This window comes from Kothea flammea (assembly GCF_052161645.1).
Taxonomy (GTDB): Bacteria; Planctomycetota; Planctomycetia; order Pirellulales; family Pirellulaceae; genus Laterigemmans.
In genome coordinates this window covers 4,453,634-4,470,215 of the sequence record NZ_CP197414.1, presented here as the reverse complement: position 1 = coordinate 4,470,215, position 16,582 = coordinate 4,453,634, and the positions used below count along the sequence as shown (strand labels likewise).

Sequence of the window (16,582 nt, the reverse complement as noted above, 5' to 3'; positions counted from 1 at the left end):
CAACCTTACTCAAGCGAGATCACTCCAGTGAGCGGGTGGGCAACGCCGCGGGCGCAAGCGTTAGGGCCTCCGCCCGCTGAATCCCAACCGCCGAGCGACCAGAAACCAATTTTCCGTGCCTGCCGCTGATTACGTCGAGCGATGTCTGAGGTAGAATTTAAGCCCGCGAAAACACCAGAATTTGGCTTACCTGAAATGCGGCGTGCCGTTATGTCCACTTGCCGCAGCAGACGATTCCAGGCAACTTTCCAGTCACTTAACCAAAAGAAGCACCGCAATGGGTCGAAGTTTCGAAGTTCGTAAAGTCTCCATGGCCAAAACTGCTGGTCAAAAATCAAAACTTTATTCCCGCTACGGCAAACAGCTCTATGTGATGGCAAAGAACAGCGGTGCCGATCCCACTGCAAATTCATCGCTGCGGAGCCTGATCGAAAAAGCCAAACGGGAGCAAGTGCCCGCGCACGTGATTGACAAAGCGCTTGAAAAAGCCAGCGGTGGCGGCGGAGAGGATTTTGCCTCGGCTCGCTATGAGGGATTTGGCCCGGGTGGCTGCGCGGTGATCGTAGATTGTCTCTCGGATAACGCCAACCGCACAATTACCGACGTTCGCAATTGCTTTACGAAGACGGGTTCCAAAATGGGAGCCCCGGGGTCAGTTGCTCATTCCTTTGATCATTTGGCAATTCTGTCTTTCAAAGGAGAGCAAGAGGAGCAAGTGTTAGAGGCGATGCTGGAAGCGGAGGTCGATGTGACCGATATCGAATGTGAAAATGGCCAAATTACCCTGTTCGCTCCGGCGACCGAATTCTACAAAGCCAAACAGGCTTTGCTCGAAGCGATACCCGAGGTCGAATTGGAGGTCGATGAGATCAGCTTTTTGCCCCAGACCCGCACCGAGATCGCGGCGGAAGATGTGGCGATGTTTGAGAAGTTTATCAACATGCTGAACGATTGTGATGATGTTCAGGACATTTATCACAACGCCATTTTGCCCGAGGCAAAATGATCACCGCCAGCAGCGTTCTAGAAAGTTGACCACGTTTTTCCACATGATGCCCTCGATGTCGCTGCCCGTGTAACCGCGTCGCTCGAGCAGCTGCGGTAAACCTTGCAGATCGGCGATCGAGTCCAGGTCCAGCGGGGTTTGTTCCGTGCCGTAGCCTCCATCAAGATCGGTGCCGATGCAAACGTGCGCGCTATTGCCGGCTAACTGGCAAACGTGATCAATGTGGTCGCAGATGGCTTCGATTTTTAGATTAAAATCAGCCGGCGAACTATGTAAATGCTTCCACCCAGGCACCATCATGATGGCGTCGAACGCCATTCCTAAGATTCCCCCGCGCTGGATCACGGCGGTGACTTGATCGTCAGCGAACTGGCGATTCCAGGGTACTAATTTGCGACAATTTTGATGACTGGCCCAAATCGGTCCTTCGTAAATATCGATGGCTTGCCAAAATGTCTCGTCGCACAAATGGGTAACGTCGAGTATTAAATTGAGTTGATTCATTTCTCGGAGCAAATCACGGCCCACAGCCGAAAGGGGACCTCGCGCGTCGGTTCCCAGCGCATAACGACCTGGACCATAATGGGCCGGTCCCAACGCCCTCAGCCCTGCCTCGTAGCTGTCATGTAAGTAATCAAGGTGCACAATCGAGTCGGCTCCCTCAAGGCTGAGCACATAGCCAATCGGTGGCTCCGGTTCCGCGCCGCGGGAATCGATCGTGTAAAGTCCTTCCGGCCGTACGGGTTCCTCCAGCCAAAGCTGTACCTGCCGCCGCAATCCCTCAAGATCACGAATTTGCGTTAGCTGACCGTCCCGTTCCATCGCCCTGTACCACGCCAACTGACCTTGCGTTTGCGCCCAGGCCTGCTCGGGTGAGCGCCAGCCGGGTAGGGTATGATATTCGTTAGCAACGCGAGCAATCTGTGTGGCCACGCACAGACCGACTCTACCTCGCCGCATTTCGGGAAAACAAACGGTGTTATGCGACCGATCGACGCGATCGCGCTTTCCGCTGGCCATCGCCTGAATGTGCTCCGCCCGTCGCAGGCGTTCTTGCGACCAACGTAAATCACGGTTCCACTCCAACGCATTCATGGCCAAATCGAGATGAATGTCAAAAATCAGAGGTGTCTGCATGAGTGGCTCGTGGCTGGTAAGTTGCACCGCAGGTTTCGTCTTGCTCGCGTGGTATTATAGCCAAATCGGCTCGACGCCGTCGGCCTCTCCCGCGCGGATGCCATAAGTTTTGTGCCCCATCTTCCCTCGTCGCTGACCGAATATCATGAAGTTCTGGTTGCCAACCTACATCTTCGCGTTCCTGGTTGCTTTGCCAACATCAAAGGCTGCCGAACCGCCGAACATCTTGTTCATCTATCTCGATGACTTTGGCTGGCGTGACGCTGGATTTATGGGGTCAGACTTTTACGAAACTCCGCACCTCGATCGATTGGCTGCTTCGGGGATGGTTTTTAGTGATGCGTACGCCTGCGCGGCGAATTGCGCGCCGGCGCGGGCCAGTCTCATGTCTGGTCAGTATTCGCCGCGACACAAAATTTTCAACGTGGGCACCAAGCCGCGCGGCAAGGCCAAGTTCCGCAGGCTCGAGCACCTGCCGGGCACCGATACACTCGCGCCAGAGGTCATTACCTTTGCTCATCGGCTACAGCAGCAAGGTTACCGTACCGCCACGATTGGCAAGTGGCACCTAAGTGACGATCCAACCGGCTACGGGTTTCACGAAAATATTGCCGGCAATCACAGTGGCAGTCCACCACGCGGCTATTTTCCACCCCATCCGAATGCGGCGGGGTTGGCCACAGCAGCGGCTGACGAATATCTCACAGATCGACTCACCGACGAAGCTCTCGGTTTTATTGATCGCCACCACGACCAACGTTGGGCACTCTACTTACCTCATTTCGCCGTGCACACACCTCTGCAGGCGAAACCCGAGCTCTTGGCAAAGTTTGAACGAAAGCCAAAAGGCAAACTCCACTCGCACGCCGTGATGGCCGCGATGATCGCTGCTGTTGACGAGGGGGTTGGCCGTATCTTGGCAAAACTCGATGCACTCGGTTTGCGGAAAAATACCTTAATCATTTTTTCTTCTGACAATGGTGGCTATGGTCCCGCCACCGACATGCATCCCCTGAAGGGCTACAAGGGCACCTATTACGAGGGCGGTATTCGAGTCCCATTAGTCGTGTCATGGCCGGGGGTGGTTGAGCCGGGAGCCGCATCCAGCGTTCCAGTATCGGGCGTCGATATTTATCCAACGCTATGTGAGATTGCTGAAGCTCCGGCATCTGATCAGCAATCGCTCGACGGGATCAGTTTGGTGCCGGTGCTCAAGGGTGAATCCGGGGAGCTGTCAGAACGTGCGCTATTCTGGCACTTTCCGGCTTACCTCGAGTCCTATGCCGTTAGCGGCGAACAGCGTGATCCGCTATTTCGCTCCAGGCCGTGCAGCATTATTCGTCAAGGCCGCTGGAAGCTCCATAAGTATTTTGAGGATAACGGTTTGGAGCTTTACGATTTGGCAACGGACATCGGCGAGCAGTTTAACTTGATCGACCAGGAACCCGAGGTCGCGGCGTGCCTGCTGGCCTTATTGCAAAATTGGCAAGCCCAAACAGATGCGCCAATTCCAACCACGAAAAATCCCCAGTTCGACCCGGTGGCGGAACGTGAGGCAATCATGAAAAGATTGGCTCGCGAAAATTGAACCAGCAATCCTAATCGGCTCGAAAAAAACGTTTCATGTAAGGAAATGTCAGCTAAGTGAAGTGAACCGCTAATCGGCACTAATCAGCTTACCGGGCATTTGATTCGTGTTCTCGAAAATATACTGAACAGCGGTTGAGCAGAAGAAAGTAAATCGTCGAAGCACCTCCGGAACAGTCAGAAGACAAAACGGAATCAGCCGGAACTCGCTAACGTCCGGTTCCTCGGACCCGTGAGCTAGCGTTCAACGGCTGATATAACCGAAAGACTAATGTCGGAGTGCTTAACCACGCTCAGTTACCATTGGGAACGTTTGGGAAAAAGAGCAGTTCGTGATCATAGTAATTCCAAGGCGCATCATTTGAGAACGATCGGTCACGAACGCGGGTATCTCCGATCAAGACGAGTCCACCCGCGTTGAAGGGAAGGGGAACAGTCCAAGTCCCACCAACATGAATAACGCCTTCGTCTCCCGAACCACGATTAAGATTTGTTTTCTCGATGGAGTCAATCTGCGACCCGAGACCGACGCAGCCCTCGAAGAAGCTACCTTCGTAGAGATAGCCGTCTAACGCAAAGTCTAGTTTGTCGGGATCAAACGCTGGATCGATCGGGGCGCCCCAACTGCTCATTACGATCCAGAAATGCTGTTCCCCTGGGTAAGTGTAGTATTCGAAGTCCAACATGCGATGATGAATGTGCATTAATTCAACATCATGTTCAATCGCCAGAACTGGCGGGTTAACACTTGGGGGAAATGCGATCGGGGGAAAGTCGTCCGCGATTGCGGGTACGGCAGTTAAGAAACCAAATACTAAACTAAGAATTTTCTTGTGCATGCTTCTTTCTCACTAATTAAGCTAGCTAAACAGTAAGTACTCATCCGTTAACAAACCACGTATGGATGTCAGTTGATCTGCGGTTAAGAGATCCACCAAAGTTTGATCGCTGATGCTGAGGAACAGTCGTTGTAAATCGAGTTTCGCCGCCTTAGTCAAGTTGTCAAATTGAGCTAGCATGCTGGAGAGGTGTTCTTTGGATGTTGCGACTTCTGAGAGCAACTGAGGATTGATCGTCAATTGACTGATGTCGAAGATGTGGGTTCGAATCGCCATCTGCACAATTCGTGCGGCAGATAGATCGGCCACCTTCTCTACCGATTCTTCCAGTTCTTTAATTTGTTTCCATTCCAACTCAGTGACCCGCATGACGTCGGCTTGCTTGCCCCGGTCCCTAAACAGAACGTCCAAAGCATCGCTGCGAGTTCGTGCATACTCACGACGTTGGGTGTAAACTCGATGTGATAGTTCCGGGTTGATTGAAGTCAGATGCGTCAGTCTCCGGTCACCAATGATGTCGACAAGCTTTGCTGGATAGACGAGCGAGGGTGTTTCCGCCCCGACAATGAATTTTCCCTCGGCATTAAGTTGCGGATCGAGGAAGAGTCGGGAGTAGCAATCGGCAAAGCGACGGACCGTTCGCAGACGCTTCGGGGCGATGCCGTCATCGACCAGTTTCTGCTCAAACCGTTGGCAGACAATTAAAGGCATCACTCGCGAGTCCCAGGTTTGGAACTGTCGAGAGATATCTGCGGCAGCCAGGCCAATTTTCCAAGCGGTCTCAGCCTCCCAAGGGAGATGTGTTCCAAGTTCGGTTTCCAGCAGCGCCGAGAGACCGTAGAGTCGAAACCAAACCGTAAAGCGAAATTTCCTCAGCAACCCGGCATGCTCCGCGTCCAACATGTCCAATACCTGATTTTCTTGCTGAATGGTCGGCAGGTAGGGCTTCGTTGGATGGCGCACCGGCAGGTGCCACATCGGACGCATCAGGCCCAGTTGTTTGGGTTTTGTAAATCCCGCTTCGGTCCACTGGTCTTGGAATGCTTGCAAGGCCTCTTGCAACTTCCGTTGGTCCGTCGTGGTTGCCTCGCTGTTAACGGCGACGTTGTTTGGCAGAGACGCCAAGTACGGCATTCGGAAATCGAGACTTCGGCCAATCTGCCGCGCGTCGGGTTTTGACTTTGGACTCGATACAGTTAGCCATGCTTGGGGCGAAGCGGTTGGCCAGTTGCTGAAATCATGTCTCGCGGTATCGCTGCCGGATGAGATTTTAAGTTCTTGAGAAATTGCTTGGTTAGTAAATGACAAGCAAGACGCGATTAACAGCACAACGTGTGCTCGACGTATTTGATGTTGCATATTTCGCTCCCGAGAGAAAGCAGATCTCGCGTTGGCGATCCTATTGGCCAGGTTGAGCCAATAGGTCGGCCAGTGATGATCGGGAGATTTTCAAATGCGGATGGAGTGTTCGCGTCCCCCGATGAGACAGGAGGCTAACAACTCTAAAACGATGCTCAGCAAAAAAAGGGGTTGTATATTGGAAAACTATCAATTGGCAGGCCGATAAAATTGATCTTATCGATTATCGGTATGGGAGATCGACGCGAGGCGCAGGGCGCCGCGGACAGGATCCGATACGATGGTGATTTCTGTTGGCGCCGAAGACAATCTGTGTAATTGTTGGTTAACAAGATTGCGGTAACGATCTTGATGCACCAGCACTCCACCGGCCATGGCTAAGGGATAGCCTGATAGCTGCAATCGCCGTACCAGGATGGCAACTTGTTGGGCGAGTTGCTCAGCTGCTTCGTGAACAATCCGCTGGGCGATACGGCTGACCTTAAAGAGTTCAAAAATGGTCGGGGTCAGACTGGCTATCTCCTCACGCGTTCGTTCGGCAGCGTACGCCCAGGGAACAAGTTCATGGCTGGAATCGAGCCCGATTGCCGACAGAATAGTGTTGAAAAACAGTTGATCATTGGCCCGTCCGTCGGCAATGCGGCAGGCCGCCTTAATCGCCGCCAGAGCAATCGCATAGCCGCTTCCCTCATCTCCCAGCTTGGGGCCCCAGCCTCCACATCGCATCGTCTGACCATCGTGCCTTCGCCCCCAAGCAATCGAGCCAGTTCCCGCAATTAGGCCAATTCCTTCGCTGACAACTTCCGTCGATTCGATCGACCGCGTGGCGGCGAGTAGAATTTCCGCATCGGAGCAGACCATCACCTGGAGGCCGATTCCGCTGGCCAACGCCCATTGCTCAACCTGTTGACGTTCCTCACTGCGGCCACATCCAGCCAAGCAGAGGCAGGCCCGCGTCGTTGATGAGCGCGACAGATTGGCCTCAATAAAGGCCCGCTCGGTTGCGAGCAAGAGCTGATGGCCGGATTCCTCCAGGCCATGAATAGTCAGATTAGCGGGCCCCGCGCGTCCTTTGCCGAGTAATTGTAATTGATTTTGCTTCCGCGATCCCAGCCAGGCTTCTGTCTTGCTGCCACCCGCGTCGATGCCCAAGAATAGCTCGGGCGTTATCGTCTGCATCTTAGTCATTCCGAAGCTTCGCGGAGGGCATCACTCAAGCGACCGTGACACTTCGCTAACATTTCTCGTGCTGTTTCGACCGGCACATCGCGGAGGCTGCAGACAATCGCGGTCTTAACTTCGCCATCACAACGTTGCAGCTGCATTGAGGCTTGGTCGCTAGTCAATCCCGTGATCTCGCTAACTATGCGTCGGCTGCGATGTTGTAGTTTGATGTTGCTGGCCCTGACATCAACCATCAAGTTACCATAGGTTTTTCCAATTAAGATCATGGCACCGGTGGTCAACATGTTGAGCACCATTTTGGTTGCCGTCCCCGCTTTGAGACGGGTGGAACCACTGAGAATTTCAGGACCGACGATGGGGGCAATTATAACTTCCGCGTGCTTGTGCAATTCAGAATTTAGGTTGCAAGTGACGCCAACGGTTTTGGCTCCTACTTGGCGGGCATATTTTAAACCACCGAGCACGTAGGGAGTGCGTCCGCTGGAAGCGATACCAACGAGCACGTCGGCAGAAGAAAAATTGTGCGCGCGGAGGTCATCAGCGGCCAAAGTTGTAGAATCTTCGGTTCCCTCAACCGCCTTGGTTAACGCTTGCGGCCCACCGGCTATCAAACCGACAACCAACTCCGGTCGCGTATTGAATGTTGGCGGACATTCGGCAGCGTCCAATACTCCCAGCCGTCCCGATGTCCCAGCGCCGATGTAGAACAGCCGCCCACCGGCTTGGAAACTGTTGGCAATGATCGAAATCGCAGCGGCAATCGCTTGACGTTCACGCCCGACGGCAGCCGCCACCCCAGCGTCTTCCGCATTCATCAGGTTCACGATCTCAGCAGCGGAAAGGCGATCCAAGTTAAGTGAGTTCGGATTCCGCTGTTCAGTTGTCAAATCTTGGAGCATGGGGGGCGGGACTTGTGATTGTGAAGTTGTTAAAGTGTGACAAAGAATGGTGAAAACATGCCCGCAAACCAATGACGTTCAAAAGGCTATTCGATGGATTTTCAACTGGGGTGGGTCGATGCCACCGTGTTGGCCGCCTCCATTGGTTTGGTAATCGCAGTGGGCCTGCGAGCGCGGGGCAAAAGCCAATCGATGGAAGCTTTCTTGCTGGGTGATCGGAATCTTCCCTGGTGGGCAATCCTCGGTTCAATTGTAGCAACCGAGACGAGCACCGCCACGGTGCTCAGTCTGCCGGCCCAGGCTTTTGGGGCGACCGGGATGCGGTTCCTGCAGCTCGCGATCGGTTTCTTTTTGGGTCGCTTAATCGTCGTTTATCTGTTGTTGCCACTCTTTTTCCAAGGGCGGTTATTCAGCGCTTACGAAGTCTTGCGGCGGCGGTTTGGCATGACGGCCTTGCGGTCGGCGAGTTTGCTATTTCTGGTGACTCGCAATCTGGGTGATGGCTTGCGTCTGTTTTTGGCGGCCCTGGTGATCGAACAACTGTTGGGCTGGAGCTTTTTCTTTAGTGCGGTAACTATTGGTGGGGTCACCATCTTTTACACATATTTCGGTGGGATGCGGTCAATCGTCTGGAACGACTGTATTCAGTTGATGATTTACATGCTTGGCGCGGTAGCGACCTTGTTCATCATCAATTCGCTACTGCCCGATGGATTCGCGACTTTTTGGGAATATGCTAAAGACAGCGGCAAGCTGCAAGTCATTCAGCTCGGTCCACACACGGAAGTTACCAGCCGAGGCTTGTTGGCTTGGCTGATGACAGAGCCTTACAGCCTGTGGGCCGGTATCGTAGGTGGTTGTTTTTTGTCACTGGGCACGCATGGTACGGATCAAATGATGGTCCAGCGTTATCTCAGCGCGCGCAGTCAGCGCGATGCCGGGAGGGCGATTTTTTGGAGTGGAATCGTTGTCGGCGCACAGTTTTCGCTTTTTCTCGTCATCGGCGTTCAACTGGCTTGTTTCTTTTCCCTTCAGCCGAACGTGGAAATTGGCCGTCCGGATGAGGTTTATATCCGCTTTATCGTTGACTGGTTTCCCAAAAACGTCGGTCTGATTGGATTGATGTTAGCGGCGATCTTGGCCGCTGCGATGTCCACGTTATCGAGCTCCTTAAATGCGTCTGCCTCCGCCTTGATCAATGATTTCTATCTGCCGCTGCGAAAGACCAAGCCGGAACCTGACCATCTCTTTCGCTTGACGCGCCGGACCGCCGTCGGCTTTGGTGTTTTGCAGGTGGCCATCGGAATTTGGGCAACCACGCTCGACCAAACCGTGGTCAGCAATGCCTTGACGATTGCCGGTTACGCCGCCGGTTTGCTGCTGGGTCTGTTTGCCCTTGGAACGTTGACCACGCGGGTTGCTCAGCCTGCCGCGATGCTCGGTGCTGCCTGTGGGTTGCTGGCGCTGCTCAGTTGTCAGTTCCTCGTGCCTCCCCTGGCAGATCGTCTGTGGCCCGAATTGGGCCTACGCGTTGCCTGGCCATGGTTTGCCTTCATTGGTGCTTCCATTACATTTCTGTTTGGCTATCTGTTCTCATTTGTTGCCCCCGCTCGTCCCGCATCCTCTCCCCAGTAGTCAGGTTTTCGCATTATGGGCTATTCCCACTTCATCGATTCAATCACGCCCAGGGCTGTGCTACGGTTCTGCTCGGCACTCGCTTTGCTGATTAGTTTTGCGGCTGGTGGGAGATCGCTGCCCGCGGCGCCACTGCCCGGTGGCGAACCACTGCCCGCCTGTGAACAGCTGGCTGAAGTTGGCTTGCCGGATGATTTGGTTGAGCGGATCCAGCCATTAATTGAGCAAGGTATTGCCGCGGATAAGCTTCCCGGCTGCGTAGTCTGCGTTGGTCGTCAGGGCCGCATCGTATTGCTGGAAGCGTTTGGCAACAAACAGTTGCTCCCAGAGCCTGTGCCGATGACGACCGATACGGTGTTCGATTTAGCATCGCTAACGAAACCGGTGGCGACTGCCACCTGCATCATGAAACTTATCGAGTCTGGTCAGCTTCGCCTGGGGACGCGTGTGGCTGATTTAATTCCCGAATTTGGCACGCATGGCAAAGAGGTGATTACGGTCCAAGACTTATTGATCCATCAAAGTGGATTGATTCCCGACAACGCGCTCGCCGACTATCAGCAGGGGCCAGAGGTTGCCTGGGATAAGATTTGTCAGTTGCAACTCATCGCTCCCGTGGGCAGCTTGTTTAAGTATTCAGATGTCAATTTTATTGTCTTGGCTGAGATCATTCAGCGGCTCACCGGCAGCAACGTCGATCAGTTTTCGCAAACAGAGATTTTCGCGCCTTTAGGGATGCGAGAAACCAGCTTCGTTCCTGCGGAGCCGCTGGCCCGGCGGGCGGCGCCCACGCAGCAGCGTGATGGTCAATGGATGCGCGGCCAAGTGCATGACCCGCGAGCTTATCTCCTCAACGGAATCGCCGGTCACGCGGGGTTATTTTCCACCGCTGGCGACTTGGCCGTGTATGCACAGATGATGCTCGGGCGTGGGACCTTTGAGGTGGATGCCGCTGATTCGGTACGTGTGCTCTCCCCGCAGACGGTTGCAAAAATGGCCGCGCCCTATCAGGTATCGAGCGGTCTGCGCGGCCTCGGTTGGGACAAACAAACTGGGTTCTCCAGCAATCGTGGTGACCTGTTGAGCTCCGAGGCGTTTGGGCACGGCGGCTTTACGGGCACCGTGCTGTGGATCGATCCCAAACTCGATCTCTTCTTTATTTTCCTCAGCAATCGCGTGCATCCCGATGGCAAAGGGAGCGTCAATCACTTGGCCGGCCAGATTCTGAATGTGATCGTTGGCTCTTTGGATGGTACCTCGACTGCGGCAACTAGTAGCGTGGCAAAGCCCGCAGTGTTGACTGGCATTGACGTGTTGGTGCGAGATCAGTTTCGTCAGCTGCGGGGTCGTCGCGTGGGGCTGATCACAAACCATACCGGTCGTAATCATGCGGGCCGAAGCACGGTGGAGCTATTGCATCAAGCTCCGGAGGTCGAACTTGCGACCCTGTTCAGTCCCGAACATGGATTTAAAGGGCAGCTCGATGTGAGCAAGATCAGCGATAGCCAAGACGCAACGACGGGTCTGAAAATTTACAGTCTGTACGGGGCGACCCGACGACCAACCGCCGAGATGCTCTCGGGAATCGATACCGTCGTATTTGATATTCAAGACGTGGGGGCCCGCTTTTACACGTATATTTCGACCATGGGTGAAGCGATGCAGGCCGCCGCCGAGCAGCAAAAAAAGTTTGTGGTGCTGGATCGGCCTAATCCGATCAACGGTCGTGATATCGCGGGACCCATGCTCGATCCGGGAGCCGAATCATTTGTCGCCTTTCATCGTCTGCCAGTCCGGCACGGTTTAACCACCGGGGAATTGGCATTGCTGCTGAAAGCCGAGTTAAACCTTGAGTTGGATCTAGAGGTCATCCGCTGCGAGGGCTGGCAACGGGACGATTATTGGGAGGCGACTAATTTGACTTGGGTAAACCCGTCGCCAAACATGAGAAGCTTGACCCAAGCGATCTTATATCCCGGTATCGGGTTGCTGGAGCTAACAAATCTGTCCGTGGGACGTGGTACAGACACTCCTTTCGAAGTGATTGGCGCTCCTTGGATGGACGCGCGTCAATTGGCCGCTGAACTGAACGCACGCGAGCTTCCCGGAGTTGTGTTTGTACCCATTGAGTTTACACCAGCTTCGAGTAAACACGCTGATACGTTGTGCCATGGCGTGAACATTGCAGTGACTGATCGTGCCGAGTTGCAACCTGTGCGAGTTGGTTTGGAAATCGCCGTTTGCTTGCGTAAACTCTACCCGGATGCCTGGGAGCTGAAGAATTTTAACCGGCTGTTGGGTAACGAGCAAATCTATGAAGCAATCGTCGCCGGCAAGCCAATGAAAGACATCTTGCCACTAGCTCATGAGGGCCTAGCGACGTTTCAAAGAACACGACAACAATATCTGTTGTATGGAAATTCAGATCAATAGCGGTCTCGCCCCGACCGTTCTCCTCGAACGCATTTTAATTCTGTTATGACTCGCCTATTTGCCGGCACGCCGTTTGATATTCCGCCAACTTGTGACGACTGCGGTGAGACCGAGTCGGAGTGCACCTGTTCCGCGGCTGAGAAAGCGGAAGCCGCGGAGCTGCGGCAACGCGAGGCTTTGCGTTTGCCGCCTGGGAAACAGAAGGCTCGCGTGAGTGCTCAGAAGCGAAAAGGGGGACGGCAAGCAACGGTCGTCGAGGGTTTGACGGCCGTGGCGAACGATTTGCCAGAGCTGCTCAAGAAACTTCAGCTGGCATGTGGCACGGGAGGCACTGTGAAAGCCAAGGAGAATCTCATTGAGCTGCAAGGAAACCATGTGCAGGTCGTGCGGGATTCATTGCAGAAAATCGGTTACCGCACAAATTGATGCTAAGTACCTCGACATAAGTCTTTCGGTTATATCAGCCGTTAAGCTGGGCGATCGAGGATCGCTATTGGCTGGCAGCCAGGGTGACGATCGTGGTTAGGCCATTGAGGAACACATGGACAACCACGCTGGCCCAAATACGGCCAGTTTGTCGGTAGAGATAGCCCAGACCGAGCGCTAGGAAAAAGAGGCTGATCGGTGCTGGGCCTTGACCGGCATGGGCTGCCGCGAATACCAAGCTGGAGATAACCAGGGGCCAGCGTGCCACGTGCTGGATCGTGCTCCCATCTCGGCTAATTCCCTGACTCGCTTCGCCAGGCGGTGTGGAGGGTTTTGATTCGTCTTCAGTGACTCGATCGGACGCTGCGATGTCACCGTCTGATTCCGCATCAACGCCTGAGTCTGCTTCGTTCGCTATATCTGGGGTTAAAATGGTCGAACTGGCATCGTTTCGTTGAGGGCGAAAGTTGAGATGTTCCAGCCAACCTTGAAAGAGACCGCGGAAAAAAAACTCTTCAGTGAGTGGGGCAACGATGGTGGAACTGGTCACCATGATGGCAATCACGCCCCAAGTCTGTGGCGAATTCAAAACATCGATTAGCGGATGCTCATATTTGATAAAGTAGACCAAAATCGACTGCAGCATATAGACTGGCGGCAGCAGCATCACGATCGCCGCTATGCCAATTCGCAGATCGCGCCAGCAAGGTAGAAAACCGTAAGCACTCAGCGGGATCCCGCGCAGGGAAATCCAAAGCAGAGTGAGCGTGGTGGAGAGCACGGTCGCAATCGCTTGCACGGCGATCGAGGGAATCAAACGATCGAAATCGATTTGTTGAACGGGCTTTTGCGGAAGATTTTCCGCTTGTTCCGCAGCGGATTCTACGGCCTCAGCGTCCTCAGTCTCCGGCTCTGTTTTCGCCTCGAGCTCAGCCGCAGTCTCCGTGTCTGCCTTGGCACTTTCGGTGTCTGAGGTGGAGCCTGAGTCAGAGGTTACCGAGACAGCGGGTGGGGCAGCAGCCGGTGGGATCAGCAACGGGGCCAAGAGCGCGGCGGTCAACCCAAAGATGCCAACGGCAAGGAGCAGGTCGGAAAAGCTGGCGCCGACTCCAGAACGTTTCTCAGGCTCCAAGATTGGCTTTCCCAAAAACAGTTTGACTCCCGCCACTGTCCAGAGCACAAAGGAGCCGCTGAGCCACAGCAACGCCAGCATCGAGAGCAACAACAGCAGAACGTTGGGGGGCGCGTCGGGGGTAAGATTCGAGTCGAGCATTAGCTATTTTCAGCGGGTACAGTCCTGAGAACGCGACCGGCGATGAAGACATAGTCCAAACCGGAAACCAGCGTGAGCAGGATGGCCGACCACACCGTGAGTACGCTGGACATCGACAACCAGTTTGGCGCTTCGGGCGTCATCAAGTCGATTAAGACGACGATCACGGCTGCACATTGCAGCACCATTTTCCATTTGCCCAGTTGGCGAGCGGAGAAATCCCCGCCGGAACCTTCAATCAGACCGCGGAGCGAGGTGACAAGCAACTCGCGTCCCACCACAACGATTGCCATCCACGCTGCGATTCCCGATTCGCTGACACCCACCAAGGCGATGAAGGTGCCACAGATGATAATCTTGTCAACGAAGGGATCGAAGATGCGTCCCAATTTGGTCACTTGCCCGTATTTGCGGGCCCAGTACCCATCGATCCAATCGGTCGATGCCGCGATCACAAAGCAAACACAAGCGGCGAAAAACAGCTCGTAGGCGATCAGCCCAAACACCACGCAAGACAGCACCAGCCGGCTGGAGGTCAGCAAATTTGGCACGTTCCACGGAGAAACGGCTTTACCGCTAGTCGCAGTGGTCATGAGTGGCTCCCAACGGACTGAAGAAAATGATCGAGTCGTGGCGGGTTAGTGTGCTTGATCAACAGAGACCGCAATCAAATCATAACCTTGTGACCCCACCACTTCACATGGCACCATTTGTCCCACGGCCAATGGTTCGTCGGTTCCTTCAGAGATGTAGGCCACGCCATCGATTTCCGGTGCGTCCGCAAATGAACGCCCCAACCACACGCCCGGTTGGCCTTCCAGCGGGCTGTCGATGAGAAAGTCGAGTGTTTTGCCGACCATCGCATCGTTATGCTCAAAGGCGATCTCTTGCTGGACCTGCATCAACGTTTCACGCCGATGTTCTTTAGTGGCTTCGTCAATCTGGTTCGGTAGGCGAGCTGCAGGGGTATCAGGTTCGAACGAATAGGTAAAGACACCGAGCCTCTCGAAATGCCACTTGTTCACAAAGTCCACCAACTCGGCAAAATCTTCATCAGTCTCGCCGGGAAAGCCGGTGATCATGGTGGTCCGCAGCATTAACCCATCAATGCGGCTGCGAAGTTTGTCGAGTAATTTTTCGGTGTCGGTGCGGTTGACCCGTCGGGCCATGCGTTTAAGCATTGCATCGCTGGCGTGCTGCAGCGGCATGTCAATGTAAGGAATAATGCGTTGGGCACCGGCCAACGTATCGATCAGCGTGTCGTCAATGTACATCGGATAAAAGTACATCAAGCGAATCCACTCGATACCCTCGATTTGATCGAGTTCTTTGAGCAGTTCGGACAAGCGAGGGCGGCCGTACAGATCGAGGCCATAGTAAGTGGTATCTTGAGCCACGATCACCATCTCGCGAACCCCCGAAGCAGCCAACGCGCGGGCCTCGGAAATCACTTGTTCAAACGGTTTGCTAGCGTGCTTGCCTCGCATTTTGGGAATCGCACAGAAAGTGCAAAGCCGATCGCAGCCCTCGGAGATCTTCAAGTAAGCGAAGTGTCGGGGAGTTACAGCCAAGCGGTGACTGTCAGGCAACGCGCGAATTGGGGCCGGTCGGAACACCGTGCGTTGCTCGTCCAAACCACCGATCAGTCGATCGGCAACCGCCACGATCTCATCGCGACCAAAGACGCCGATGAGCGCGTCGATGTCAGGGCGTTCGGTCAATAACGATTCCCGTTGACGCTCGGCCAAACAACCGCTGACAATGACGCCGCGAATCTTGCCGGCTCGCTTGAGCGCCAACATCTCGTCGATCGCTCCCAACGACTCGGTGCGAGCGGCGTCAATAAAACCACAAGTGTTGACGACGACGAAATCGGCACCCTCTGCGTCATGCGTGAGCGCATAGCCATCGTGCTGCAGGCGTCCCAGCATCTGCTCGGTATCGACCAAGTTCTTGGGGCATCCCAAGCTGATGACCGCGTAATGCCCGCGGACGGCATGTTCGCTACTTGCGGTCGAAGGTTGGAGGCCGGGCTGGTCGGTGACAATTGGTAACTGCATTGCGGTCGATGACTAAGGGGTTGTTGGACAACGAACGTTCACCCTTGCAGGGTACCCGACATTGAACACTTCGCAAAGGAAGCGAATGGACACGAGGCAGTGAATTTCTCGAAATTTTACCCGAAAGTTAGCCCATCTGGTCCGGTATTGCCGGAACTCCATGCAGCAGCTCGCCCAACAGGATCGCCAGCGTTGCGGCCATGGTCTGCAAACTCATCGATGCCAGGGGCCGACGGCCGGCTACCGCTTGAGCGGCTTGATGGGGGGCCAGCGGCAAATGGACAAAGCAGCAACGGGTGGGTAACCCCCGTTGAGCGATCAGATGCTGACTCATAAACAAGATCGCGTTGCAAAGATAAGTCCCCGCGTGGTGCGAAACTTCAGCCGGGATGCCGGCCGCCAATAATTTCTGCAGCCACGCCTCCAGCGGCAAATTCGAGCGATAAGCGGCCGGCCCACTTTCAATCAATGGCGCACCAGTGTCGGTGGTGTTGAGGCCGGTCGATTCCAGTTTGATGGCGGTAGCCCCCGGCGACTGCCCAAGGTGCAAAGCAAAATCATATCCAGCGAGTAAATCTTCGCTGAGCCGATGCGTTGTCTCGGCCAGATTAACCGGGTAACGCCGCGTGACGACTTGCCCGCCGGAATCGAACCAACGCGTCAATTCCACCAAAGTTAGCCAACTGCTATTCTCCGGCCACTGATCGTAAGGCGCAAAAGCGGTCAGCAAAATTTTGGTCATG

The 16,582-nt window shown here is 54.5% G+C and carries 14 protein-coding genes; 5 read left to right on the top strand and 9 right to left on the bottom strand.

What is annotated here, in order from left to right:
- The first annotated feature begins 277 nt into the window (after positions 1–277).
- On the top strand, positions 278–1,006 hold the full coding sequence (locus SH139x_RS16855) for a YebC/PmpR family DNA-binding transcriptional regulator (protein WP_488350940.1): 729 nt from the start codon (positions 278–280) through the stop codon (positions 1,004–1,006).
- Here SH139x_RS16855 and SH139x_RS16850 read toward each other — a convergent pair whose 3' ends face one another.
- Positions 1,007–2,143 (bottom strand): dipeptidase, encoded by a 1,137-nt coding sequence (locus tag SH139x_RS16850; protein ID WP_488350939.1) that lies wholly within the window; start codon positions 2,141–2,143, stop codon positions 1,007–1,009.
- 145 nt (positions 2,144–2,288) lie between these two features.
- On the opposite strand from SH139x_RS16850, the gene SH139x_RS16845 reads away from it, so the two are divergent.
- Positions 2,289–3,731, top strand: coding sequence for a sulfatase (locus SH139x_RS16845; protein WP_488350938.1), 1,443 nt, complete (start codon positions 2,289–2,291; stop codon positions 3,729–3,731).
- Positions 3,732–4,023: 292 nt separating this feature from the next.
- Here the strand turns inward: SH139x_RS16845 and SH139x_RS16840 are convergent, their stop codons facing one another.
- The 4 genes from SH139x_RS16840 to murQ form a co-directional block, all read right to left on the bottom strand.
- Complete coding sequence (locus tag SH139x_RS16840) at positions 4,024–4,569, bottom strand: hypothetical protein (protein ID WP_488350937.1); 546 nt, start codon at positions 4,567–4,569, stop codon at positions 4,024–4,026.
- Between the two features lie 21 nt (positions 4,570–4,590).
- Positions 4,591–5,703 (bottom strand): hypothetical protein, encoded by a 1,113-nt coding sequence (locus SH139x_RS16835; protein ID WP_488350936.1) that lies wholly within the window; start codon positions 5,701–5,703, stop codon positions 4,591–4,593.
- Between the two features lie 441 nt (positions 5,704–6,144).
- Positions 6,145–7,107: an N-acetylglucosamine kinase gene (locus tag SH139x_RS16830; protein ID WP_488350935.1), complete on the bottom strand. Its 963-nt coding sequence runs from the start codon at positions 7,105–7,107 to the stop codon at positions 6,145–6,147.
- 5 nt (positions 7,108–7,112) lie between these two features.
- Entirely contained in the window at positions 7,113–8,012 is a 900-nt protein-coding gene (murQ, locus tag SH139x_RS16825; protein WP_488350934.1) for an N-acetylmuramic acid 6-phosphate etherase, read from the bottom strand.
- 93 nt (positions 8,013–8,105) lie between these two features.
- On the opposite strand from murQ, the gene SH139x_RS16820 reads away from it, so the two are divergent.
- The 3 genes from SH139x_RS16820 to SH139x_RS16810 are packed head-to-tail and all read left to right on the top strand — an operon-like array spanning position 8,106 to position 12,506.
- Positions 8,106–9,647: a sodium:solute symporter family transporter gene (locus SH139x_RS16820; protein WP_488350933.1), complete on the top strand. Its 1,542-nt coding sequence runs from the start codon at positions 8,106–8,108 to the stop codon at positions 9,645–9,647.
- A gap of 15 nt (positions 9,648–9,662) precedes the next feature.
- Positions 9,663–12,080, top strand: a complete 2,418-nt coding sequence (locus SH139x_RS16815) for an exo-beta-N-acetylmuramidase NamZ domain-containing protein (RefSeq protein WP_488350932.1) — start codon at positions 9,663–9,665, stop codon at positions 12,078–12,080.
- Positions 12,081–12,125: 45 nt separating this feature from the next.
- On the top strand, positions 12,126–12,506 hold the full coding sequence (locus SH139x_RS16810; RefSeq protein ID WP_488350931.1) for a translation initiation factor: 381 nt from the start codon (positions 12,126–12,128) through the stop codon (positions 12,504–12,506).
- Between the two features lie 64 nt (positions 12,507–12,570).
- On the opposite strand, the gene SH139x_RS16805 is transcribed toward SH139x_RS16810, so the two are convergent.
- The 4 genes from SH139x_RS16805 to SH139x_RS16790 all read right to left on the bottom strand — a co-directional run bounded on the left by SH139x_RS16805 (position 12,571) and on the right by SH139x_RS16790 (position 16,581).
- On the bottom strand, positions 12,571–13,779 hold the full coding sequence (locus SH139x_RS16805; RefSeq protein WP_488350930.1) for a CPBP family intramembrane glutamic endopeptidase: 1,209 nt from the start codon (positions 13,777–13,779) through the stop codon (positions 12,571–12,573).
- Positions 13,779–14,372 (bottom strand): CDP-diacylglycerol--glycerol-3-phosphate 3-phosphatidyltransferase, encoded by a 594-nt coding sequence (gene pgsA / locus SH139x_RS16800; protein WP_488350929.1) that lies wholly within the window; start codon positions 14,370–14,372, stop codon positions 13,779–13,781. The genes SH139x_RS16805 and pgsA overlap by 1 nt, the downstream gene beginning before the upstream one ends.
- Positions 14,373–14,417: 45 nt before the next feature.
- Positions 14,418–15,839 carry a 30S ribosomal protein S12 methylthiotransferase RimO gene (gene rimO, locus SH139x_RS16795; protein ID WP_488350928.1) on the bottom strand — a complete coding sequence of 474 codons (1,422 nt, stop codon included), beginning with the start codon at positions 15,837–15,839 and terminating at the stop codon, positions 14,418–14,420.
- A gap of 127 nt (positions 15,840–15,966) precedes the next feature.
- Positions 15,967–16,581 carry a pyroglutamyl-peptidase I gene (locus SH139x_RS16790; protein ID WP_488350927.1) on the bottom strand — a complete coding sequence of 205 codons (615 nt, stop codon included), beginning with the start codon at positions 16,579–16,581 and terminating at the stop codon, positions 15,967–15,969.
- Position 16,582: the final 1 nt, after the last annotated feature.

Coding starts and splice junctions, on each gene's coding strand:
- SH139x_RS16855 (WP_488350940.1), top strand. CDS start 278: ATGGGTCGAAGTTTCGAAGTTCGTAAAGTCTCCATGGCCAAAACTGCT.
- SH139x_RS16850 (WP_488350939.1), bottom strand. CDS start 2,143: ATGCAGACACCTCTGATTTTTGACATTCATCTCGATTTGGCCATGAAT.
- SH139x_RS16845 (WP_488350938.1), top strand. CDS start 2,289: ATGAAGTTCTGGTTGCCAACCTACATCTTCGCGTTCCTGGTTGCTTTG.
- SH139x_RS16840 (WP_488350937.1), bottom strand. CDS start 4,569: ATGCACAAGAAAATTCTTAGTTTAGTATTTGGTTTCTTAACTGCCGTA.
- SH139x_RS16835 (WP_488350936.1), bottom strand. CDS start 5,703: ATGCCGTACTTGGCGTCTCTGCCAAACAACGTCGCCGTTAACAGCGAG.
- SH139x_RS16830 (WP_488350935.1), bottom strand. CDS start 7,107: ATGCAGACGATAACGCCCGAGCTATTCTTGGGCATCGACGCGGGTGGC.
- murQ (WP_488350934.1), bottom strand. CDS start 8,012: ATGCTCCAAGATTTGACAACTGAACAGCGGAATCCGAACTCACTTAAC.
- SH139x_RS16820 (WP_488350933.1), top strand. CDS start 8,106: ATGGATTTTCAACTGGGGTGGGTCGATGCCACCGTGTTGGCCGCCTCC.
- SH139x_RS16815 (WP_488350932.1), top strand. CDS start 9,663: ATGGGCTATTCCCACTTCATCGATTCAATCACGCCCAGGGCTGTGCTA.
- SH139x_RS16810 (WP_488350931.1), top strand. CDS start 12,126: ATGACTCGCCTATTTGCCGGCACGCCGTTTGATATTCCGCCAACTTGT.
- SH139x_RS16805 (WP_488350930.1), bottom strand. CDS start 13,779: ATGCTCGACTCGAATCTTACCCCCGACGCGCCCCCCAACGTTCTGCTG.
- pgsA (WP_488350929.1), bottom strand. CDS start 14,372: ATGACCACTGCGACTAGCGGTAAAGCCGTTTCTCCGTGGAACGTGCCA.
- rimO (WP_488350928.1), bottom strand. CDS start 15,839: ATGCAGTTACCAATTGTCACCGACCAGCCCGGCCTCCAACCTTCGACC.
- SH139x_RS16790 (WP_488350927.1), bottom strand. CDS start 16,581: ATGACCAAAATTTTGCTGACCGCTTTTGCGCCTTACGATCAGTGGCCG.